Source organism: Rummeliibacillus sp. GQ308, from assembly GCF_059759115.1.
Genome location: NZ_JCAXDQ010000001.1, coordinates 1814443 through 1836406, shown reverse-complemented (window position 1 = coordinate 1836406; position 21964 = coordinate 1814443). Strand labels below are relative to the sequence as shown.

At 34.7% G+C, this 21964-nt stretch carries 18 protein-coding genes and 1 tRNA gene; 15 read left to right on the top strand and 4 right to left on the bottom strand.

Annotated elements, in window-relative coordinates:
* Positions 1 to 32 precede the first annotated feature (32 nt).
* The 3 genes from AC6CHJ_RS09145 to AC6CHJ_RS09135 all read left to right on the top strand — a co-directional run bounded on the left by AC6CHJ_RS09145 (position 33) and on the right by AC6CHJ_RS09135 (position 3332).
* The gene (locus tag AC6CHJ_RS09145) at positions 33 to 1058 is read left to right on the top strand and encodes a ketopantoate reductase family protein (protein ID WP_498288204.1); all 1026 of its coding nucleotides are present in this window, start codon (positions 33 to 35) and stop codon (positions 1056 to 1058) included.
* A 385-nt stretch (positions 1059 to 1443) separates the two neighbouring features.
* Positions 1444 to 2007 (top strand): GNAT family N-acetyltransferase, encoded by a 564-nt coding sequence (locus AC6CHJ_RS09140; RefSeq protein WP_498288202.1) that lies wholly within the window; start codon positions 1444 to 1446, stop codon positions 2005 to 2007.
* A 134-nt stretch (positions 2008 to 2141) separates the two neighbouring features.
* Positions 2142 to 3332: a YycP family beta-propeller protein gene (locus AC6CHJ_RS09135; protein ID WP_249774476.1), complete on the top strand. Its 1191-nt coding sequence runs from the start codon at positions 2142 to 2144 to the stop codon at positions 3330 to 3332.
* A gap of 40 nt (positions 3333 to 3372) precedes the next feature.
* Here the strand turns inward: AC6CHJ_RS09135 and AC6CHJ_RS09130 are convergent, their stop codons facing one another.
* Positions 3373 to 4584, bottom strand: a complete 1212-nt coding sequence (locus AC6CHJ_RS09130; protein WP_498288200.1) for an NAD(P)/FAD-dependent oxidoreductase — start codon at positions 4582 to 4584, stop codon at positions 3373 to 3375.
* A 230-nt stretch (positions 4585 to 4814) separates the two neighbouring features.
* On the opposite strand from AC6CHJ_RS09130, the gene AC6CHJ_RS09125 reads away from it, so the two are divergent.
* The 6 genes from AC6CHJ_RS09125 (at position 4815) to AC6CHJ_RS09100 (ending at position 12195) form a co-directional block, all read left to right on the top strand.
* Complete coding sequence (locus AC6CHJ_RS09125; RefSeq protein ID WP_498288198.1) at positions 4815 to 6245, top strand: hypothetical protein; 1431 nt, start codon at positions 4815 to 4817, stop codon at positions 6243 to 6245.
* A gap of 34 nt (positions 6246 to 6279) precedes the next feature.
* The gene (locus AC6CHJ_RS09120) at positions 6280 to 6861 is read left to right on the top strand and encodes a hypothetical protein (RefSeq protein ID WP_371923779.1); all 582 of its coding nucleotides are present in this window, start codon (positions 6280 to 6282) and stop codon (positions 6859 to 6861) included.
* Entirely contained in the window at positions 6858 to 10055 is a 3198-nt protein-coding gene (locus tag AC6CHJ_RS09115; RefSeq protein ID WP_498288196.1) for an AAA family ATPase, read from the top strand. The genes AC6CHJ_RS09120 and AC6CHJ_RS09115 overlap by 4 nt, the downstream gene beginning before the upstream one ends.
* A 130-nt stretch (positions 10056 to 10185) precedes the next feature.
* Positions 10186 to 11325, top strand: coding sequence for a cation:proton antiporter (locus AC6CHJ_RS09110; protein WP_498288195.1), 1140 nt, complete (start codon positions 10186 to 10188; stop codon positions 11323 to 11325).
* 128 nt (positions 11326 to 11453) lie between these two features.
* Positions 11454 to 11526: transfer RNA gene (locus tag AC6CHJ_RS09105), tRNA-Ala, on the top strand.
* 135 nt (positions 11527 to 11661) lie between these two features.
* The gene (locus AC6CHJ_RS09100; RefSeq protein ID WP_498288193.1) at positions 11662 to 12195 is read left to right on the top strand and encodes a P-loop nucleotide/nucleoside kinase family protein; all 534 of its coding nucleotides are present in this window, start codon (positions 11662 to 11664) and stop codon (positions 12193 to 12195) included.
* A gap of 267 nt (positions 12196 to 12462) precedes the next feature.
* Here AC6CHJ_RS09100 and AC6CHJ_RS09095 read toward each other — a convergent pair whose 3' ends face one another.
* Positions 12463 to 12777 carry a CHY zinc finger protein gene (locus AC6CHJ_RS09095; protein WP_498288191.1) on the bottom strand — a complete coding sequence of 105 codons (315 nt, stop codon included), beginning with the start codon at positions 12775 to 12777 and terminating at the stop codon, positions 12463 to 12465.
* A 108-nt stretch (positions 12778 to 12885) separates the two neighbouring features.
* On the opposite strand from AC6CHJ_RS09095, the gene AC6CHJ_RS09090 reads away from it, so the two are divergent.
* From AC6CHJ_RS09090 to AC6CHJ_RS09065, 6 genes are all read left to right on the top strand, one after another.
* Positions 12886 to 13611 (top strand): ZIP family metal transporter, encoded by a 726-nt coding sequence (locus tag AC6CHJ_RS09090; RefSeq protein ID WP_498288189.1) that lies wholly within the window; start codon positions 12886 to 12888, stop codon positions 13609 to 13611.
* A 95-nt stretch (positions 13612 to 13706) separates the two neighbouring features.
* The gene (gene trhA / locus AC6CHJ_RS09085; RefSeq protein ID WP_498288188.1) at positions 13707 to 14348 is read left to right on the top strand and encodes a PAQR family membrane homeostasis protein TrhA; all 642 of its coding nucleotides are present in this window, start codon (positions 13707 to 13709) and stop codon (positions 14346 to 14348) included.
* 402 nt (positions 14349 to 14750) lie between these two features.
* Entirely contained in the window at positions 14751 to 15842 is a 1092-nt protein-coding gene (locus AC6CHJ_RS09080) for a transglutaminase domain-containing protein (RefSeq protein WP_498288186.1), read from the top strand.
* A 186-nt stretch (positions 15843 to 16028) separates the two neighbouring features.
* Positions 16029 to 17162: a sigma 54-interacting transcriptional regulator gene (locus AC6CHJ_RS09075; RefSeq protein WP_498288184.1), complete on the top strand. Its 1134-nt coding sequence runs from the start codon at positions 16029 to 16031 to the stop codon at positions 17160 to 17162.
* Between the two features lie 193 nt (positions 17163 to 17355).
* Entirely contained in the window at positions 17356 to 18702 is a 1347-nt protein-coding gene (brnQ, locus tag AC6CHJ_RS09070; protein ID WP_498288182.1) for a branched-chain amino acid transport system II carrier protein, read from the top strand.
* Positions 18703 to 18873: 171 nt separating this feature from the next.
* Positions 18874 to 19980, top strand: a complete 1107-nt coding sequence (locus AC6CHJ_RS09065) for a PRK06851 family protein (protein ID WP_147196765.1) — start codon at positions 18874 to 18876, stop codon at positions 19978 to 19980.
* A gap of 468 nt (positions 19981 to 20448) precedes the next feature.
* Here the strand turns inward: AC6CHJ_RS09065 and AC6CHJ_RS09060 are convergent, their stop codons facing one another.
* Together AC6CHJ_RS09060 and ku are read right to left on the bottom strand one after the other, a co-directional pair.
* A complete protein-coding gene (locus tag AC6CHJ_RS09060; RefSeq protein WP_249774465.1) occupies positions 20449 to 20856 on the bottom strand; it encodes a hypothetical protein in 408 nt (135 codons plus the stop codon).
* Between the two features lie 152 nt (positions 20857 to 21008).
* A complete protein-coding gene (gene ku / locus AC6CHJ_RS09055; RefSeq protein ID WP_147196769.1) occupies positions 21009 to 21833 on the bottom strand; it encodes a non-homologous end joining protein Ku in 825 nt (274 codons plus the stop codon).
* Positions 21834 to 21964: the final 131 nt, after the last annotated feature.

The window sequence follows — 21964 nt, the reverse complement described above, 5'->3', positions numbered from 1 at the left end:
TTCTAAAATGAAAAAGATAAGGGGAATTTAAAATGCGAATTGCAGTGTTAGGAGCAGGTTCTTTAGGAACTATTGCCGGTGCTTATATTGCTGCCGGCGGACAAGATATAGAATTGATTGATGTTTATCAAGCACATGTAGAGGCCTTAAACGAGACTGGAGCAAAAATAACTGGTACTACAGATTTTCATGCAGAGGTAAAAGCGATTACACCAGAGAATATGTCAGGGGTATATGATTTAGTGCTACTTTTAACAAAGCAGCTTTATAACCATTCAATCTTACAAGACTTGTTGCCATTTTTGAATGACCAAAGCACAGTACTTTCATTGCAAAATGGTATACCTGAAGAACAGGTAGCATCTATTGTTGGGAGAGAACGAGTAGTTGCAGGTTCTGTAGAATTTGGTGCGACTTTTATTAAACCAGGTGTATCAGAGCTAACAACGGAGTTTAATCGCTTTAAAGAATATGCCTTTCAGATTGGTGAATTAACTGGCGAAGTAACAGAAAGAATAGAGCAAATCAAAAAAATCTTAGATCTTGTAGGTGGTACTCATATTTCTACTAACCTAGTTGGAACAAAATGGTCCAAACTGTTAATTAACAATGCATTTAGCGGCTTATCTGCAGCTCTTAATACAGAGTTTGGTGGAGTACTTGATCATGAAATTAGTGTAGAAAGTGCAGTGCATATTGCAGATGAAACAATTAAAGTGGCACATGCAAATGGTGTGGAATTTGCTGATATGGGTGGTTTTGATATAGCTTCATTAGAAGTGAAAAGTGGAAAAGATATTCCTGAACGTATTCAAACACTGCGTGATATTATGAGATCGTCACGACTGTTAAAGGCAAGTATGCTGCAAGATTTGGAAAAGAACAGAAAAACTGAAATTGATTATATAAATGGGGTTATTCCTCGTTTAGCACTAGAAAAGGGAATACCGACTCCATATAATGATTTGGTTGTCAGTTTGGTGAAACAAGCTGAAGAAACCAAAGAATTGCCGATATTCGATTCTAATATTAAATTTTTTGAGGAATTAAATAACTAATAAATAATTTAAAAAAGAGTGTAAATCAATCCGGTTTACACTCTTTTTCTTATAATACTGGGAATCACTCATATAGATAGAAATTTGGGGTTATAATAAAATTGCAAGTACTCAATAATATTATTCTAAAAAAGTAATAGGTATATATGTAAAAAATTCTAAAACCAAATTTATCATTTTAATATTAATTAATTTTTCAAAATTGAGGTTATTTAAGTAGTTAATATAGGTGAAAATTAATATTTTCATTAAAAAGAGGAGGTATCGTTTACGTTTAGCAATTTAGGCAATAGAAGAGAGGGGAATATTATTATTTGAATTGTGTCTAACTTGTGTCTATAATGTATATATTCTATTGTAAAATAAATTCAGGGAGGTTATTCAAGTGGTATCTATTACATTAGTTCCGCATGATATAAGCTTTGCTGAAGAGATGTCTAATATGACAAGCGATCCAGCAATTCGGCAAGCTCTTGGTATGACAGATGCCCAATGCTCATTGGAAGGGACACGTGATTTTATACGCCTTGTTCAGCTAGAAGAAAGAATGGGCCAACAAGTTTCACGTATGATTTTTAATGAAAGAAATCAATTAATAGGTGTTATTTCATTAAAGTTGATTGATGAATTACAAAAAACCTGCCATATTGGTACGTGGATAGGCAAAGCTCACTGGGGAAAAGGATATAATGAATTGGCTAAGGCAGAGATATTAAAAATTGCCTTTTTGCAATTAGATTTGGAATATGTATTTGCGGGAGCGCGTTTAGAAAATATACGTTCTCAAAAAGCACAAGCCAAACTACCTTATATAACATTGCATGTTGAACGCCAATTTGAACATGAATGGAAGAAACTTGAACAGCAGGAACGAACCCCATGTATCTTAAATATGATTCGAAGAGAGGATTTCTTAAACTGGTATGAGCAATATAAGGCTGTCAGCTAAAATCTTGCTGAGAATATAAAAGTTATCTAATTCACCTTTTTTGGTATTAGATAACTTTTTTCCATTGTATGCTTTTTTCTCCTGCTATCTATGGTAAATTAATAGAGAGAATGAAAATGAATCAGGAGGCATATATGAGCTTCAAGAAAATCACCGTGTTTATCGGCATAGTGTTAGTCCTTTTAGGAGGAATATTTGGTTTTCGTCATTTCAAAACAACTAAAACAAGTGCTAAAACGAACCTCACATTTCAGGATATAAAGAAAAAAGATTTTTTACATAAACAGCAGGCTGTTTTATATGCTTCTCACACAACAGAACTACTCCAAGAGGGAAAAGGGAGCGGCCAAGCTATTTTTATAGATGAGGATGGCAATGCACAACGCTTACGGTTAGATGGACTGGAAAGCGGAAGTACATACTATCATAAAAAGAAGCTTTATATAGAAGACGCTAATCAAATTTTTTTAATCGGAAAGAATACAAAAAAGCAAAAGATGCCTAGCGAATTGAGAGGTATAAAATCGGGTTATCTGCCAGCAACGGATCAGTTTTATAGCTTGTATAATACAGGTTTCAGCACGAAATATGATTACAAAACATCTATTCGTTTCGGCAATAGTAAAGAGAAACGATTCCACGTATCACAAGTCCCTAGCTTTATCTCTGGTGTAGGGGAATTATCAGACCGTTTAGTTGTACTCACCCAAAATTTAATTAATGATCATTTTTCATTGCAAGAAGTATTTCTTCGAGAAAAAGAGGCCAAAGTTATAAAACTAACAGAACTTCCATTAAAACATCCATCTAATCTAGATATAATAAGTCCGATTATGGCAGATAAAAACAGCTACTATTTTGTAATGACGGATTATCAATCAGAAAAACGAGAAGACCTATCGTTAATTATTTATAATAGACAAACAAAAGAAACTGAAATTAAACCATTTATCAGCTATCGTTCAGAAGAACAAGTAGATAATGGATTGCCTAATAACTTTAACCATTCTTCTTATCTATACAAAAATCATTTTTATTATGTAAACGGTTTAGGAGAAGTGTATCGGTATAATTGTAGGGATGGGAAAATACAGAAATATTTGAACTTAGAATTTGAGTCAACGGCGAATCACAGGCTTGAGCAAGTTAGATTCCAAAATGGCCGAATCCACCATCTTTATTCAGATGAGGAAGGGAACTTTTTTATAGAAACATATAATTTGTCTTCGAAAAAAAGAGAAAAACTTCAAAAAATCAAAATGAATGGTTTAATCCCTCAAAATGATAAAGATTACTTTTTAACTAGTATTGAAATATTAAACTAGAAAACGATTCTCTAAGGAGAATCGTTTTTTTATGAAGAAATTAAGATATGCCGTATTTGCGGTTCACTTGAATGGTCTTCGTCTTCGAAGAGGACTTATGAAGAATCAAATCACGAATGACTTTAGAGCCCATCATGCTATACACTGTTCCATTGCCTCCATATCCTAATAGGTAATATTGATGCTTATTCGTAGGGTGTTCTCCAACAAAAGGTAAATCATCTTTCGATTCTCCAAATGTCGCAACATAGGAATATTCAATCTCTAAAGGCAGCGTTGGAAATAACTTCTGTGCTTCCTCAAGCAGTTTTTGAGATTGCTTTTTTAGTAATTCATCGCTTATATCACTATTAGGATTCTCTTCATCTAAACCGCCGACAATAATTGAACCATCAATTGTAGTTCTCAAATAGAGATAAGGTCGTTTTGTTTCCCATATGAGGGCTTTTTTATACCAACTTGTTAAGTCCTTGATTGGTTTTGTTACAATGACGTACGAACGGTTGAGGATAGCTCCTTTTCTCTTACCTACTGGTGTTGGCTCATAGCCGGTTGTATAGACAATATGCTTTGTACTGAAAACACCATCTGATGTTTTAACGGATAGAAGTTCGCCGTTTTCTTCGACATTTAATACAGAAGTAAACGGTAATAGGTGACCACCAAGATCTTCAAATTTTCGTAATACACCAAATACTAGTTTTAAAGGATTCACTTCTGCATCATGATATGTTAAAAGGGCGGCAGATTTTTTAAATGGCATCTTACTGCCTATTTCATCCTCATTCCAATAGTCACAATCAAATCCATTCTTTTGTAATGTTTTATATTCGCGCTGTATTTTAGCAATATCCTCTTCTGTACTTGCATAGCAGATACTAGGTCTGCGTATAAAATCTGCTCCATCAGGCAATTGGGCAGTCAAAGACTCTAGATCCGACATGGCCATATCACAAGATTTATAAAAAGATATAGCTGCCTTTTCACCGACTTTATCAATTAATTCACAGAGCATAATGTCATTTTCATATTGAAGCAATCCTGTATTGGCGCTCGTACTACCTTCTCCGAAGGCTCTTTTCTCTAATATAGCAACCTGTAAACCTTCTTTTGCAAGCGCATAAGCAGTTAAGCAGCCAGACATGCCCCCGCCTACTATGATAGCATCATAAATTTCAGATGGTGTTACTTCTTTCGGTTCAAAAGAAGGGACTGTATTTGGCCAATAAAGTTTTCCGTCATGTATTTCCATTTTATTCACTCACTTTCTATAGGAGTTTTTACCCTCTTTTGCTTAAAGTCTAACGTGCTATGATATAGTTATATATAGAATAAGATACAGCTAACAGGTTGTTAAAAAGTGCATGTATAGAGTTGAACAACATAGATGCACTAATATAGCTACTTTTCACCTACAGTGCTTGAAGTATGCTCTAATTAATGACATTTTCATAAAATAAAAAATAACTGGGGGTGTAGTGGATGGAAATGTTGGAATCTTTAAAAAATATGAAGTCAATTTCAATTTTTAACGAGAACATTGAACGTGGGGAATTTCATAAAACTATGCGGGATATTGCTTCACTTTCCGGTGTATTAAATGAACTATCTGCCAAACAAATGTATCAATCACCTTTGGAAATTATTCAGTTTTTACGTATGCTCGAATTGCTAAAACTACAAGCAGTTGGTTTAGCGGAAGCTATGGATGATGAAGATATGTTACTCTCTCGCTACTGCGAGTATTATCAGGAGGGGGTAGTGCCATCAAATGAGCGAGTTAAACAGATTATCAATACGCTTTCAAAGCACAGCTGGATTTCTAAGGAGTCAACTCAGCTAAAATTACTTGACCGAGGCAAAAGGATGATCGACTCATTAATCAGGCTAGCTAATGATTCACTTGCTTACCATATGCAAGATGATATCTCACGTTTGCTATATCAAGCTAAGCGAGATACAGAGATTAGCGAAGCATACGATTCTCATGGGATATCTGGTGGTCATACGTTAGCTTCAATGATTCAAAATTTAGAAGATGCTATAGACCAAATCGAATCAAGGCAATTAGAGTTCTTGGCAGATAAAAACGCATTGCCTCAGTTAGAAAAAATTCATTTTCTGATGGTGGAACTTGATAAAAAGTTATCCGAACGCTTATTAGAAGAAAATGTATTAAATCAATGCCCACTTATAAGCAGAGGGAAATCTTCCCTCAAAAAGGGAACAGCCCTAAGTAGTGGTCTGTTAAATAAATATAATCGTTTTACTTTGATGAATGATACACCTTTGACAGGAAACATTTCACTTGAGAAAGTACGTCAATTTATCATTGCTATGTATGAGCCTTCTAACGACACTAATATTCCGAATGCTCACGAAATTCTGAGCTTTATGGAGCAGGGGCTTTATGAAGATGAAGTAATTGATGGTATATGGTTGCCCATAAAATTTACAGCACCCATCAGTCCTTTAGATATTGAGGAAAGTATAGACTATTTGGAGAACTATGAACCTCAAATCTCAGATGAAGATATAAAGCAAAGTGAAATATTATTCGAAGAGTTATTAATCAATCAAGATGAAATAGATGAAGCTTTTCAAGAAGCATCATGGCAAATGACCAAAGCCATGATTTCAACGGATAATGTAGAACAGTATTTAGAAAATACGGAAGAAGCTGAAGTAGAACAACTAATAATAGAATCAGCATCTCCAGGTTGGGGAGACAGCATCCGGACAATGCTCGCGCTGTCTGCATTAGTAGACAATCACAAAATAACAGAGGAATCAAAAAAGGCAGTCCAAACATATGACAAGGAATGGGAGTGGATTAATGATGACGATAGAAAATATACACTCAAGCAATATAACCCAGAATCTAAATCCGTTATCAATGTTGCAAAATCTTAGAGCGTTTTTAACAACGGAAGAGGAGCTTGTGTTTATGCAGCTATTGTTCTCTTCTTCCTCTGCCATTCGAGGTCAAAATTATGGTTTGAAGAAAAAAGAAGCTGAAAAAATGCTAGGTATTAAGAATGATGATCATGCATTTTACTCATTTATCAATCGCTTGAATCAAGCAATCGCTAGATATTTTAAAGTGATTTATGATGAAAAAAGAGACCAGCTGATTATCATGATGCGAGTACCAGCTAAACAAGCAAAAACTACTTTAAATAAAGAGGCGCTTGCCATATTACTTTATATGTTTTATCAACAAGAGGTCTTAAGCCATGAATTTACCCTACTCCAGCAATTACTGACAGATTTTGGTCACGAAATGCAGCATGCAAGCCGTAAACTACAGAATAATATAGATATTTTAAAAAAGATTGGTGCTGTAGAAGAAGTACATCGAGCACAACAGGAACAGGCATATAAGGTAACGGCGATCGGTGTACATATGTTTTCCAACTCTTTCTTAAGAAGAGCGACAGAGTTTGCTCAATCATCACAGTTAAGCAAGGAAGAAGTGGTTAAATTCTTTAGACGCTATAATTTATATGAGCAGGAGGAGAACCAATGATTCCATACAGTTTGCAATTTAGTGGCATCCGAGATTATAGACCAACGAAAATCTCTTTTGGAAGTGAAAGTGAACATGTATTGATTGCTGGTCCAAATGGTGCAGGGAAATCAACTATTACATTCGCAATAGGAGCTGCTTTGTACTCTTCTCAAGTTGACATTGAAGGTCTCCGTTCTGCCAACTTGCCTCCTGATCAACCATGGCATGCAGAGGTATTTCTAACATTCCATAATACAGGGCTTTCACAGATTGACGCTCCGTCATATGTGGGTTTTCAGCTTTTGATACAACAAAAACCAGGAAATGTGATCCAACGGCAATACGCTGTGTATACAGGGGAATTTCCTGAAGAGATGGAGTTGACAACGACATATCGATCAGGCGATATCCAAAAAAGTAATCTATCCAAGTATAGGGAAGATTTGCAATATAAGTACCAAATACATCCAGATGTATTTTATCTTATATGGTATCAAAACGAAGTCAATCAATTTGCGGCTATGTCACCTGAAGAGCGTTTTCGGCGGTTCAGCGAAATGTACCATTTAGAAGAAATGCAAAGGGAATGGGAAGCAAGCGTTGAAAGCTTTAAGCAGATCGAAGCAGATTTCAAGTTAACAATTGGCAATCTGAAGTTAATCGAAAGCCAATTAAAAATGGCAGAGGATGCCTATAAACACTTTAGTAATAATAAAAAAACGCTAAAAAAAAATGGTGAGAAAAATGTATGGTTAATGCACTGTATTCGAGAAAAATTACGAGTTGAAAAAAATAGACATGAAGAAGATATAGCCATAAAGGAAAGATATATAAATGGGCTAGTAGAAAAACGAGAGATCATGCAACAGCAGTTGGCAGAATTAAAGGATAGAAAGACACTAAAACAACAGCAACTGAACGAAGCGGAGCAATACATTCAACAATTGAAGAACAGTGAAAAAAAGCTAAATCAAAAAAATGAAGTTATAAAAAAACAAATTCAACGATTGCAAGAAAAATTGAAAGACACAGAACAACTCCGAAAAAAAATGATGTATACCGAAGAAGAAATAGTCGTAGAAATGGACAAGTGTAAAATACGAGAGAAACAGCTGACTAAAGATATCGATTCATTCGTACATGAAAAAAGGCTTCATTCCAGGATAATCAACGACTTACAGTATAGAAAAGTACAAGAAGAATTATCGATACAGTCTCTTGATGAGCGAGAAGACGACTATCAAAATATATTATCTCTTTACATAAGCAGCCATCAAGTAGAAGTAAAGCTGTTGGAGAATAAAAAGGAATATAATGACTTAGCAAAAGAATTGCCAAGAATTGAAGAAGCAGAAACAATGTTGACTGAAGAAATTAAATTGCTAAAACAAGATAAAATGCTATCCCGTCGCCAATTAGATGCAATATCAACCCTTAGGAAGCAAGGAATCACTGCCTATACATTGAGAGATTTAGTTGAGTTGGATGAACGTGCAACTTTGAAAGATGAAATAGTACTTGACCCTATTAAATACACTATATTTTACATGGCAAGGACATGTCAGCCCGCGAATGATTTATACCATGTGCCTTTGCCATCCATCATACCAACTAAGTTTATAGACAGTTTGCCGACAATAAAATTAAAAATAAAAAAGGGACTCAAAGAGCAAGAAGTGATTTTAGCATCAAAAGTACTTTTTTGGGTGGATCAATTTTTACAAACCACCCCTCTCTTGAAGAAGAATGGTATTGAAGATGCACGAGGCGTCAGAGGGAGTCAGGAAAAGAATACATTCATTCTTAGTACGAGATCTTCAGAAGAAAGATTGATTTTATTACAAAAAAGATTCGAAAATAATCAACAAAAAAAATTCGAGATCAAAGTCAATTTAGCCAAATATGAAAAAGAAATTGGTGACTTGCAAAGTGTATTAAAAGATGTAAAAAAAGCAGAAGCATTCAATTTAGAGCTAGACCAACGAAACGATAAAGTAAAGCTTATTGCAGAAATAAACAAGCAGCTGGAAGAACAGCAAAAACAATCAGAGGATGTACAAGAGAAAATAATACATCTACATCAAGAGTTCGCATTTATAGTGCATCGCATGCAATTTCTAGAGCAACAACTTGATATTTATTCGCGGATTGGTGAATTAAAAGAAGAACAGCAGCAATTAACCAACCTAGAACAAGAAGAAAGAGATATACTAGACAAATTACATCTTATTCGAGCGAGTAAAGAAGAGTATTACGTTAAAGTGCAATCATTGCATGATTTTACAAGAGATTTTAACCGCAATATAAGAGATTTAGGGTTTGATATAGATGACAATAAACGGGAAATGACTAATGTGGAGAAGGATAGAACACATTTAGAAGAAAAAATAGAAGCTAATCAAGCGGAAATTACCCGCTACGAAATTCTTCTGCAGCAGCTAAAACACCTCATTCCTGATTTATACGAAATAGCAATGCAGAAGCAAATTGATACTAGCCTGTCGATGCCAATACTGCTCTCGGAAAATGAAAAAGCGCGAGTTGCCTTTGAAAATGCACGTAAGGGAGAAGTTGATCCACAAGCCGAAGAAAACTATAAAAAACGGAAAGAAGAGTACGAGAAAAAACAATCTGATGCCGCTTTGATGGAAGAATTAGTAGAAGAAAAAAGGCTATTGTTAGTAGATAAAGAAGATAAGTTGGATACAACGGTCCATGGACTTGTTGAAGCTTTGAACAAGAAATTCCAAACCTATATGAGCCTATTTAACTTTGAAAGCGAAATCATTTGGGAACGATATGAAGACAAACGAGGACGAGCTATTTTTAAATTATATGTAAAGGCGCATAAAGCGGGTCATGGCAGAAGGCTACAAGATGTGAGTGTAAAAGCGAGAAATGGAAAATATGGAAAGGGTGTATCGGGCGGGGAAGAATCATTAAGCTCACTCCTATTTGCACTCACCTTATTGCAACATTTAGATACAACACCAGGTTATATAATACTAGATGAATTTGATAGTGCATTAGATGAAAACCGAAAAGAAAAGGTTTTTGAATTGTATGCTAGAGAACTAGAGCGCAAGCTTATTATCTTGTCACCTAAAGCACATGATGACAGGTACTATGAAAAGTATAGCAAGGTTTTCATCGTCCAGCATAACGCTGTAAAAGTGGAAAGTGCAATCAAAGGTATACAGCTTGTAAAATAAGACTAATTCTTTTACAGATGGCATGGAGTATAGTATACTAGGTGTATAAATTAATATTTAAATGTAACACATGGTGGAGTCAGTCAATCTGGCACCGCCATGTGTTTTTTTATTTTCAAGGAGGGAAAATGTGTTTATTTTACAAATTGTGCTTGTATTACTAGCGACTAAATTGGCCGGCCATTTGAGTGTTAGGCTAGGGCAGCCATCTGTATTAGGGAAGATTATTATTGGTATTGTTATTGGACCTGCTTTATTAGGATGGATTGACGATACGGATATTGTGAAACAGTTCAGTGAAATCGGTGTTATCCTCCTTATGTTTTTGGCGGGGCTTGAAACAAATTTATCGGATCTAAATCGAAACAAAAAGGCTGCGTTACTAGTTGCAGTAGGTGGTATCATTGTTCCTATTTTATTGGGATATGCAGGATCCATTTATTATGGCTTATCAACAGCGCAAGCTATATTTATAGGATTGCTTTTATCCGCTACTTCCGTCAGCATTTCGGTACAAACATTAAAAGAACTTGGTTGGTTAAATAGTAAAGAAGGTTCTACTTTGCTAGGTGCAGCAGTTTTAGATGATATTATTGTCGTCGTCTTGTTGGCAGTAGCAATGAGTTTCTTTGGGGACTCTGATGTTAGCATTACTTGGTTGATCGGTAAAAAAGTCATCTTCTTTGCTATCATTATTTTAGTATCAATCTGGGTTGTACCTGCGTTTTTGAGACTGTTTTCAAAATTAAAAGTAACAGTGCCATTGCTTAGTGGAGCGTTAATTATTTGCTTTGGCTTTGCCTATTTCGCAGATTCTTTAGGTATTGCAGCGATTATTGGATCGTTTTTCGCAGGGATTGCGATATCTCAAACCAAATTTAAAGAGGAAATTGAGGAAAAGGTTGAGCCGATTGCAAATGGCTTATTTGTACCATTTTTCTTCGTAAGCATTGGCTTATCCGTTAGTTTTGCAGGTATCGGAAATCAAATATGGCTTATCTTTGTATTTTCATTGATTGCGCTTCTTTCGAAATTCATCGGGTCTGGTCTTGGCGCAAAAATGTCAGGCTTTTCTATGCGATCATCAATGGGTATAGGAGCAGGTATGATATCTCGTGGGGAGGTAGCATTAATTATTGCAGCAATGGGACTAGACTCAAAACTATTGCCAACAGAGTATTATACGCCAATGATTATTGTTGTCGTTATTACAACATTAGCTACACCTCCACTCCTAAAAGGAATATTTGGGAAATCACAAGAAAATTAGAATTCAAAAAAACGCTCAATCATAAGATTGGGCGTTTTGACTATAGATGCAATATGACTAACTGATAACAAGTTAATATTCTCTTGTTCGAAACATAGAGAATAAGCTATAATAAATTTATAAAAATGGGGGCATTAGCTCAGCTGGGAGAGCGCTTGCATGGCATGCAAGAGGTCAGCGGTTCGATCCCGCTATGCTCCATATAGAATTACTCAAACCCTACCAATCTATAATTAATTATCTGTAAATTTTAAATAGTCATTATTAGTGCTGTTTGATGAGAAAAAACCAAATTAAGGATTATTACAGGTCGTGTTCAAAAAGGAGTTTCTTTCAATGAATAAGATGGAAGTAAATAAAGTCTTTATAGTATCAGGACCAGCAGGAGTGGGTAAATCAACAACTTCTAAGGAACTCGTCAAAATCTTAAAGCAAAGTGCTTATATTTCTGGTGACTACATTAGCCATATGCACATTAACGGGAGAAAAAAACCATGGGAAAGTCCAGAAGAGGTATCTTTAATTTGGGACAATATTCTAGCCCTTACAAAGAATTTTTTGAATTATGGAAATGATGTAGTTGTCGATTATGTAACTTTTCCTCAAGAAGCAGAATGGCTTAGTGAAAACCTGAAAAGTTTAAGTGTAGAGGTTTATTATGCGGTTTTATGGACTGATAAAGAGACTTTGGTTAGCAGAGATCATATGCGAATTCCAGAACATCGAATGGGTGAACGATGCTTAATTTTACTAGATGAGTTTTTAGAGACAGATTTAGATGAAAAATACCTTTTAAATACAAGCAAAAATACATCCACTACATATGTATTAAATGAAATTCTAAACAATCTAAAATATAAAATGACATAGAGACATGCTTCTAACAAGACGTCGTTAGTTTTAGCTGTAAAAAGTTAGGAATAACAAAATTATCCTTTCTAAACTATATATGAATGAATTAAAAAAATAATAAAAAGAAAAACCGAACTATGTGTGAAAATTAATTTCACATGTGTTTGGTTTTTTAAATTAGTTAAAATATTTTTGACTAAGCCTCATTTTTTGTTAGGGGATAGAGGATCATTAAATATATTAGGATGAGTTTGAACACTTCAAATTGTCAAAACTCTATACTTCTCAATCTATATTAAAATAAATTGGGTAATGGTTTACACAACCGTCATTAAACTTTGCATTGCAAGAAGGACAGTGATTTGTATTCATATACTGATGAATGGTGAGTTCAGTTTTACAAACCCCACATAATATGGCTTCTACATCAAATTTTTCTTTTGGCCATTTTTGGATCGGATGATCAGCATTTTCTTCATGGCATTTATAACAAGGATAATATTCGCCGCAGCAAGCAAATTTGATAGCAATGACATCGAGAACTGTATGATAGTGAGTACACCGTGTTTCTTGATCAATAACATTTCCTAAGACGCGCAATTTACAATCTCCTTCAAGTTTTTCTACAATTGTAACATATCCCTTTCCAACAACTTGAATAAAATGAAGCTTATATCCATATATTTAACAGAATGTGGAGGTGGATATATGGGGATAGGAATTATTGGCTTTTTGGCAACTGCCAGCGGTCTTGGTGTTGGAGGTATACTTGCAACTATTTTTAAAGGAACAATACGAAAAGCGGCTGCTATTAATGGCATTTGCGCAGGTATTCTCCTAGGGCTGCTTTTTATCGAAATTATTCCAGAAAGCTTAAAGCTAAGTGGTGCGATGATTTTTGGTATAGGCGTATTTTGGGGTATTTTTGCGTTTAGCGTATTGCATGGATTCATGCACGGTGAGATGGAATCAAAGAATTTTCAAAGGGAGCAACATGGTAGGGCAGGAGCTATTTTAGCCTTAAGTATAGCAATTCACAATCTACCTCTAGGTTTGTCATTAGGATTCGGCGAAACAACTGGAATGAGTAGTTCATTACTGTTTCCTATTGTTTTACATAATATTCCTGAAGGGCTGGCAATATTTATTCCTATATCACTTGCAAAGATATCATTTAAACGACACATATTCATTCTGCTAGCAGTGTCATTTCCAGTAGGACTTGGAGCAATTCTTGGAAGTGTCATTGGAGCGTCCTATCCAATTTTTTGGGCTATTCTTCTTAGTTTCTCTATAGGAATGATTATAAGCGTAGTTTGGAAGGAAATTATAATGGAAGCAGCAGGACGCACTTCATTTTTATATGTTTTGAAATATCTTATTTTGGGTATGTTCGTCATGGCGAGTTTTCTTTTCTTTTTTCCACCAATATGATAATTGTAATAGTCAATCAGTGACATTGGGCAGTTGGAAATATACCTAAGAACTTTCATAATAATTATACAAGCAACAACAAAGGGGGAAAAGTTATGAGCGAATCAATAAATATGGCAGAACACGATAATCATAACGAGGAGTTTTGGAATGTCATCACACATGGTATAGGGTTTTTGCTTTCCATTCCCGCTTTAATTTTGTTAATGCACAAAGCAAATGTTGTTTCATCATCAATATATATGGCAAGCTTTATAGTATTTGGATTAACAATGATGATTCTTTATCTGTCTTCCACTTTATTTCACGGATTCAAGAAATATAAGCATATTTTTTCAAAGTTAGATCACTTTTCTATTTATCTTTTCATAGCAGGTACATATACGCCAATCGCATTAATTGGGGTTGGGGGCAAGCTAGGCATAACCATTTGCCTAATTGAATGGATTCTGACATGTATTGGAATTGTCTGTAAATGCTTCTTCATCTATCGCTACAAAAAGCTATCCTTATTATTCTATATAAGTATGGGATGGCTTGTAGTTATTGCTATTAACCCATTAGTTGCACATATTACATGGACGGGATTTTTGATTTTGCTAGCAGGTGGCATTTTTTATACAGTCGGTGCTTATTTTTACCAAAACAATAAAATTCCCTACAACCATGCAATTTGGCATTTATTTGTCTTAGCAGGTAGTGCATCGATGTATTGGTGTATTATTGATTATTTATAAACTTCAAAAGCGCAAGAGGCTGGGACATAAAAAATTAACTCCTTCCAATGTTGAATAATTGAACTTTATATAATAATTTTAAATGGAACGGAACACGGTTGATCGTAATTTTATGTAAGTTTTTCATTATGACTACATTCAAGAGAAAAATTATTAAAAAAAACCGGCAAATGTGAAATTGATTTCACATAGAGTTCGGTTTTTTTAATACCTAAAATACTCTTGTCTCAGTATCTTTTCTTGTGGCAAATATCAAGATACTGCATAACATAGACAATACGTTGGATAGAGTGGCAAAATATGCTTCTTTCAATTTAGTGATTTTGTATTATAGTTAATATATAGATTCACTTAAAATGATATGTTTTTGATAGATTATTAATATTGAAAGAAGGAAAGCATATGAAGAAATTTCTTGCCGTATTGCTTGGAATCTTCATTTTTTTAGGTGCTGCCATTTATTATATCCATTTAAATGTATATGCATCAGGTGGTACGCCGAAAGTTGAGTCTCAGCAGCAATTAAAGCACGAAATCTTAAAAAACTTGAATGAAGTAAAACCACACTTCACCATTCAAACAAAATACCCCATTTATAAGGCTAAAGAAGCAGAACAACAGCTGAAAAGCGTTTTCAAAGAAATAAGCTCTGTCGGCAATTATGGTTTTGGTAATTTAGATGGTTACTCTTACTATATATCTTCCACTATGGGTTTTACTAAAATCGAAATAAAAACATTCTATTTAACTACTGCAGATCAAGAGAAAAAGATACACCACAAAGTAAAAAAAATAATTCAAAATAATCATGTTCAGAAGATGACGGATTTTGAAAAGGTATTTTTCATCAATGGCTATTTGGCCTCACATATTGAGTATAGCGAAAATGCAACTCATGGTGGTCATTCTGCATATGCTGCATTATTTGACCATAAAGCAGTATGCCAGGGATACGCATTAGCTGCAGATTTGCTTTTAAGAGAATCAGGACTGCAAACCAAATACATTACAGGTAAAGTTAAAGGTGAAAACCATGCCTGGAATAAAGTAAAGCTGGATGGTAAATGGTACAACCTTGATATCACTTGGAATGACCCTATGCCTGACCGAGGTGAACGATACAGACTTAACTACTTTTTGATTAGTGATAATCAACTTGCAAAAGATCATATGTGGAATTATGACTCGCTCTTTCAAGCGAAAAGCAAAAAATACGAAGGTTTGATGAATGCTCAAGCATTTACAGTAGACAACAATAATGTTTTTTATACATTACCAAATGATTCAAATCTATATAAGTGGAATACAACTACAAGACAAAAATCAGTTCTTCTTCAGCACGTGATGCCTCTACAAAACATAGAGGCAAAGGACCACTGGTTACTATTAAAAGACTACACAGGCAATATGTCCAAAGTGAAAGAAGATGGAACAAAATATAGCGGAACGATTTTCGCTAGCATTAACCAATATACAGAGTCAGCCAGCAAATGAATAGCAAAATGGTTAAATGTATTAAAAAGTCTAATATATATGTAGATTAACTTTTATTCAATCTCAAACCTTTCGAACTGCTTACAGTTTGAAAGGTTTTTTACTAGTTCTATAAAGTTTGGTTACGACTAGAGTTTCGAAAATTGTGATATTATTATAGAAAAATATCCAAAAGGAGTGCGAGTGATGCACTTACAAGGAATTACGCCTCTACATGATTATGAGAATATTTTGATCGTTAATGAAGAAGGAAAAACAATCTTTTATGATATGGCTGATCTATCTATACTTCAACATTTAGGATTTAAACCTGAGAACTTTATTGGGGAACAAGTGACCCATCTATATAAAGATTTACCTAACGAAGAAAGTACCATATTAAGCGTGCTTCAATCAGGGGAGCCGTTGTGTGGTGTAACCCAGCGATTAACCGCACAGAATGGTTTTTCATATTCTTCCTTTAATTCTACGTTTCCGATTAAAGTGAATGGGAAGACAATGGGAGCAATAGAGTTTTCCAAAATTTATTATGGAAATGGAAATATACAAACTCTTGAAAGTTATTCATCTCACAAAATTTATCGAAAAAATAATACCATTTACACGATTGATGATTTATTAACTTGCAGTCCATCTATGCAACATATTAAAGATATCATTAATAAAATTTCTAAAACCGATTCACCAATATGGATAGAGGGTCCACAAGGCACGGGAAAAGAAATCATTGCTCAGTCTTTACATAATTTAAGTGATCGATTTACAAAGCCATATATATATTTTAATTGTAGTGCCATCGAACAAGAGAATATTGATGCTGTTTTATTTGGTCATTCTGAACATACAAAACCTAGTATTCTTAAAGAGGCCCAGGGTGGAACTTTGTATATTGATGATGCTCATAAGCTGCCATTAACTACACAAGTGAGACTATACAGAGTTATTGAAGAACAAGTTTTTAATGTAAATAGTAATGACCCAACAAAAGTAAGTGTTCGTTTGGTTTTTGCCACACCAATAAAAGGGGAAGAATTAATTAAAGAACAAACACTTAGAGAAGATTTTTTCTATCGTATGAGTGTAGTGTCGATTCAAATGCCTCCCTTAGTAGAAAGAAAAGAAGATATTAGTGTATTGGTACATTATTTTATTCATTTCTTTAATCAACATATGCATGTCCAAATTACTCATATAGATGAGAAGGTGCTTGAGCTTTTTGAGCAATATCCATGGCCAGGGAATGTTAGGGAACTAAAAAATGCAATTGAAACAGCATATAACCATACAGAAGATTCTTCTATAAAAATAGAAGAAAATTAGGGATTTCAAAACAATTATTAAAGTACAAGATGCAAAAATATCATTTAAGGTAAAAAAATTTTTACGGAGGAGGGGAAATTTTTCCCTTCTTTTTTTATCTGAATATTTAATTTAAGATAAAAAAGTCAACAAAGTTTGACACTTAATGTTCTTGGGGAAGGACAAATGTTTACTTGAAAACGGAGGTTTTTCAATGTCTAAAATGTTTCAACACAGTATAATTGTCGGGCTCGCTTTGTTTGCGATATATTTCGGTGCTGGGAATTTGATTTTTCCACCTTCCATTGGTAATGTATCTGGCACCAGTTGGATACCTGCTCTTATTGGGTTTTGTATAACAGGTATTGCATTACCGCTCATGGCGGTCATTGCCATCCTAAATGTAGGCGGAAAATTTGAAAACTTAACAAAACCTATTAGCCCATGGTTTCATAAAGTGTTTAATTTATTGCTCATGGTAGGAATCGGTATGTTTGTTACTATTCCACGTATGGCAGCTACTACGCATGAGTTAGGAGTATCTAAAATTTTTCCTTATATACCTTCTTTCTTTACGATTGTTTTATTTTTTGCCGTTAGCTTCTATTTCGTAATGGATCGGTCGAATGTAATTGATCGTATAGGGAAATGGCTTACACCTGTTCTTGTTGTTGTTTTAGTCATCATCGTTTTTAAAGGTATGTTTAGTCCAATTGGTATGCCGGCTCCTCCTTCAGTGAAAGATGCTTTTTCAAATGCATTTATTCATGCATACCAAACTGGAGATGTCGTAACAGGCATTTTCTGTGCACCCATCTTTATCGCTGCCATAGTGGGGTATGGTTATAAAGGTGCTTCTATGAAAAAGATAGCATGGCGAGGAGTAGCAATTGCTGGGGCAGGGTTATTCATTGTCTATGGAGGTTTGTTATATCTTGGGGCAACAGGGAGCAGTATATTTCCAAAAGATTTGGCTGATACAGCGCTTGTATCGGAGCTAATTCACGCGATCTTGGGGGACTTTGGAGGTGTACTCTTAGCGATCGCCATTGCTTTGGCATGTCTGACATCGGCTATAGGTGTCATTGTAGTAATAGCGGAATTCTTAGATGATTTAACTAAAAAAGTGTTGAGCTATAAAGTATGGGCTGCGATTGTTTGCATTACTGGTATTTGTATGGGGTCGTTAGGTGTAGCTAGAATAGTTGATTATACTATGCCGATTTTCACAGCTCTTTATCCGGTCGCCATTGTATTAATCTTGCTTGGTACATTCAATCGTTTTGTACCTAATTCAGGTTCCTATAGAGGAGCGATACTTTTGACGTTTATTGTTAGTCTTGTTGAGACCTTTGGAGGGATAGGTATTAAAGTGCCATTACTATTTAACGGCTTAAAGTATTTACCACTCAGTGAGAATGGATTTGCTTGGTTGGTTCCCGCTATTTTAGGATTTGTAGCAGGCGGTCTGTTATATAGAAAGAAGTCATCTCATCATGAATTAAATCAAGCTATTGAAGATAGGGAAAAAGAAGAATTAAAATTAGAGAAGATTCAATAGGTAGAATAAACTTAGAGTTGAGTATTATTTCTATTGAGGTTAAGAAATCAGCAATTTATAGATAAAGTAATGTTTTCCCTCTTTAAAAGTTTTGTTAGGCAGTCACCTATAGGCCCTTCTTAGCATATGCTAATTAAGTAATACATCTACTATGAGAGGGGCAATACATCATTGAAAGGAAATGAATTTCATTATTTTGCAGGGGGCAATACCTCAAAGGGTTTTTATAGTTTATTTGAATCTGCACTTAACAAGTTAGATAAGTTATATATCTTAAAGGGAGGACCAGGAAACGGCAAGTCGACTTTAATGAAGAAGATTGCTGGGTCAATGGTGGCAGCAGGCTTTGATACAGAATATCTTCACTGTTCATCAGATGCTGATTCATTGGATGGTATAGTCATCCCTTCTTTAAAAATTGGAATAGTTGATGGAACAGCTCCCCATGTAATTGAGCCAAAGATTCCAGGTGCTGTTGAGGAATACGTTAATCTAAGTGAAGCATGGGATACCAAACAGCTTGCAGAAAATAAGGATGTCATTCAACAATTATCTGCTGAAAAACAAAAAGCTTATACTACTGCGTATGAAAACTATAACAAGGCGCTTGCAATCCATGATGAATGGGAAGCTATATTTATCAGCAATACAGACTACGATCAGTTAGATGAATTAGCAGAAGATCTTCAAAAACAATTTTTTGGCGATCTAACTTTAAATAAAGATTCAGCAATCTTTCATAGATTCTTAGGTGCTGCCACACCTATCGGAGCAGTTGATTTTGTACCAAACCTTACAGAAGGTGTGCGCAAGCGCTATTTCTTAAAAGGAAGACCAGGTACTGGTAAATCTACACTACTCAAAAGATTAGCTAAAACGGCGAAAGCAAAGGGCTTTGACGTAGAAATATACCATTGTGGTTTTGATCCAAACAGTCTAGATATGTTGATTTTTAGAGAATTAGGTATAGCAATCTTTGATAGCACAGCGCCTCATGAATATTTTCCTACCCGGGAAGGTGATGAAATCATTGATCTATATAACCTAGCCATCACTTCGGGTACGGATGAAAAATATGAAAGCGAACTTCAAGAGATTCAAGAGGCCTATAAAAGTTCAATGGATGAAGCGACAGTCTACTTGGCAAAAGCAAAAGCTGCACATGAAAAACTAGAAAACATTTATGTAAATGCTACTGATTTTAAGATTGTCGATCAAATTACAACTCAATTAGAGGAAGCTATTCAAAATAAAGCTGAAGTGTTCAATAGATTGTAAGGAATCCTCAGCCCTTAATAACAAAATTAGGATAAGAAATATTATAAAAAGAGGAAAAAGCAATTGCGTTTGCAACACCAACTCGATGAGACTTTACAACTGCTGACATTACAGTTAGAAAATTAGAAAATAAAATGCTTTCTATTAAAGAAACACAGGAAAAGGTTATTCAACTTATTACTGAGAAGCTTAAATAACGATTAGTTGGGTTATCTTTATTAAGCTCCAATTTGATGCTTTAAGCATTAAGTTGGAGCTTTTATTTTTGATAACAAATGGTGGTTCACAAGCTGAAATTTAATAGTTTACATAATTATTATGAATGAAACTCAATGTCGAATAACCGTTGTCGAAATTTGGTTGGTAGTTAAAGTGATACTTAATTAAAAAGTAAACAATTCCTGTACTTCATTCGACATGATTCACCAGAATGAGATAAAAGGGCAAGTAAAAAGGTTTTCTGTCGAACTATAAAAATTTCTTTTGTTGAGCGACTTTTCTAACAGGCTTAAAGAAAGATTTATACTGAAGCAATGTATACATCATCACTATTACAGTCCAAACAACAAAAAGAGTGCCGAAAAGATTAAAGAAGGAATGAGAAGCGAGAAAAAATGTATACCAACTCAATAGACAAAAAACAATCATTCCAATATATGCCCACTTCTTTAATTGCATATAGCCGTATGCTATACCCAATACAATGCTGGCTAGCAATATACGAAGCAAATCCTCTGGAAAGTCAGAAATGCCGAGAATAGGTGCGTGTTCAATTGAAAGAGGCAACTGCTGGGTAAAAAAAGTAATGAATATTAAGAAAGTGCTTCCTAAGATGAATAAAAAGCTAATATAAGTAACTCCCGCTGGCCTTTCCACTTTAAACCTCACTTTCTTAGAACAGATTTCTTTAATATATAATGAAAGTACTCTAAGTATGTCTTTAGAATTAAACCTTTTAAGGCATCTTGAAATCGACTTAATAAGGAAATGCTAAAAGACCTTCAGAATTATCTCTGAAGGCCGTTAACTTAAGAAGTTTTTTCTTTCAAAGTTTTGCGTTTACGTGTTGTTTTCTTCGGCTTTGTTTTATCAAGGGATGCTTGTAATGCTGACATTAAATCCGTGACATTATCAGGCAAAGGCCGCTTAGCTTCAGATGCAGTAACCGTACTGTCTGCTTTTTTTTCTTCAATTAAATCCATCAAACGTAGACGATATTCATCCTGATATTTATTAGGGTCAAATGCTGTTGTGAGTTGATCCACTAATAGCAAAGCAGTGTCCAATTCTTTTTGAACAACAGCTTGTTCACTTGGAATGTTTGGTACTTCACCGATGCTTCTTACTTCGTCTGGAAAGTGAATGGTTTCCATTACAAGTGCATCTTTAAACACTCTTACGATGGCTAATTGTTCTTTTGAACGAATAATTATCTTGGCCACTCCGATTTTACCTGATTCTTCTAGCGTTTTTCTTAATAAAGTGTATGCTTTACTGCCATTAGCATCTGGTGACATATAGTAACTTCTTTCAAAATAGATTGGATCAATTTCTTGAAGTTTTACAAAATCGATTATTTCGACTGCCTTGTCTTCATTTTCTTTTCGTAAATTCTCAAGGTCTTCTTGATCTAATACCACAAACTTATTTTTTGCATACTCATAAGCTTTAACAATTTCATCCTCTGTGACCTCTTGATCACACCCCTCACACACCTTTTTATAGCTGATTGGAGTATTGCATTTTTTATGAAGCTGGCGTAGCTTCACATCTTTGTTTTCTGTTGCAGCATGCAATTTGATTGGAATATTTACCAATCCAAAGCTGATACTTCCTTTCCAAACGGTATGCATAATCATCACCCTCTTTTCCTTTAGTATTGAATGGATGTTAGGTTTTATGTATGCCAAATTAAATTAAGTGAAAACTACTGAGCGTATAAGTTTTTCATATCTAACAAAATGGGGAAGTAATTAATGCTAGT

What these genes read in the sequence shown, in the direction of transcription:
- AC6CHJ_RS09145 (WP_498288204.1), top strand. Translation starts at nt 33, where the DNA reads ATGCGAATTGCAGTGTTAGGAGCAGGTTCTTTAGGAACTATTGCCGGT.
- AC6CHJ_RS09135 (WP_249774476.1), top strand. Translation starts at nt 2,142, where the DNA reads ATGAGCTTCAAGAAAATCACCGTGTTTATCGGCATAGTGTTAGTCCTT.
- AC6CHJ_RS09130 (WP_498288200.1), bottom strand. Translation starts at nt 4,584, where the DNA reads ATGGAAATACATGACGGAAAACTTTATTGGCCAAATACAGTCCCTTCT.
- AC6CHJ_RS09125 (WP_498288198.1), top strand. Translation starts at nt 4,815, where the DNA reads ATGGAAATGTTGGAATCTTTAAAAAATATGAAGTCAATTTCAATTTTT.
- AC6CHJ_RS09120 (WP_371923779.1), top strand. Translation starts at nt 6,280, where the DNA reads ATGCAGCTATTGTTCTCTTCTTCCTCTGCCATTCGAGGTCAAAATTAT.
- AC6CHJ_RS09115 (WP_498288196.1), top strand. Translation starts at nt 6,858, where the DNA reads ATGATTCCATACAGTTTGCAATTTAGTGGCATCCGAGATTATAGACCA.
- AC6CHJ_RS09100 (WP_498288193.1), top strand. Translation starts at nt 11,662, where the DNA reads ATGAATAAGATGGAAGTAAATAAAGTCTTTATAGTATCAGGACCAGCA.
- AC6CHJ_RS09090 (WP_498288189.1), top strand. Translation starts at nt 12,886, where the DNA reads ATGGGGATAGGAATTATTGGCTTTTTGGCAACTGCCAGCGGTCTTGGT.
- trhA (WP_498288188.1), top strand. Translation starts at nt 13,707, where the DNA reads ATGAGCGAATCAATAAATATGGCAGAACACGATAATCATAACGAGGAG.
- AC6CHJ_RS09080 (WP_498288186.1), top strand. Translation starts at nt 14,751, where the DNA reads ATGAAGAAATTTCTTGCCGTATTGCTTGGAATCTTCATTTTTTTAGGT.
- AC6CHJ_RS09075 (WP_498288184.1), top strand. Translation starts at nt 16,029, where the DNA reads ATGCACTTACAAGGAATTACGCCTCTACATGATTATGAGAATATTTTG.
- brnQ (WP_498288182.1), top strand. Translation starts at nt 17,356, where the DNA reads ATGTCTAAAATGTTTCAACACAGTATAATTGTCGGGCTCGCTTTGTTT.
- ku (WP_147196769.1), bottom strand. Translation starts at nt 21,833, where the DNA reads ATGCATACCGTTTGGAAAGGAAGTATCAGCTTTGGATTGGTAAATATT.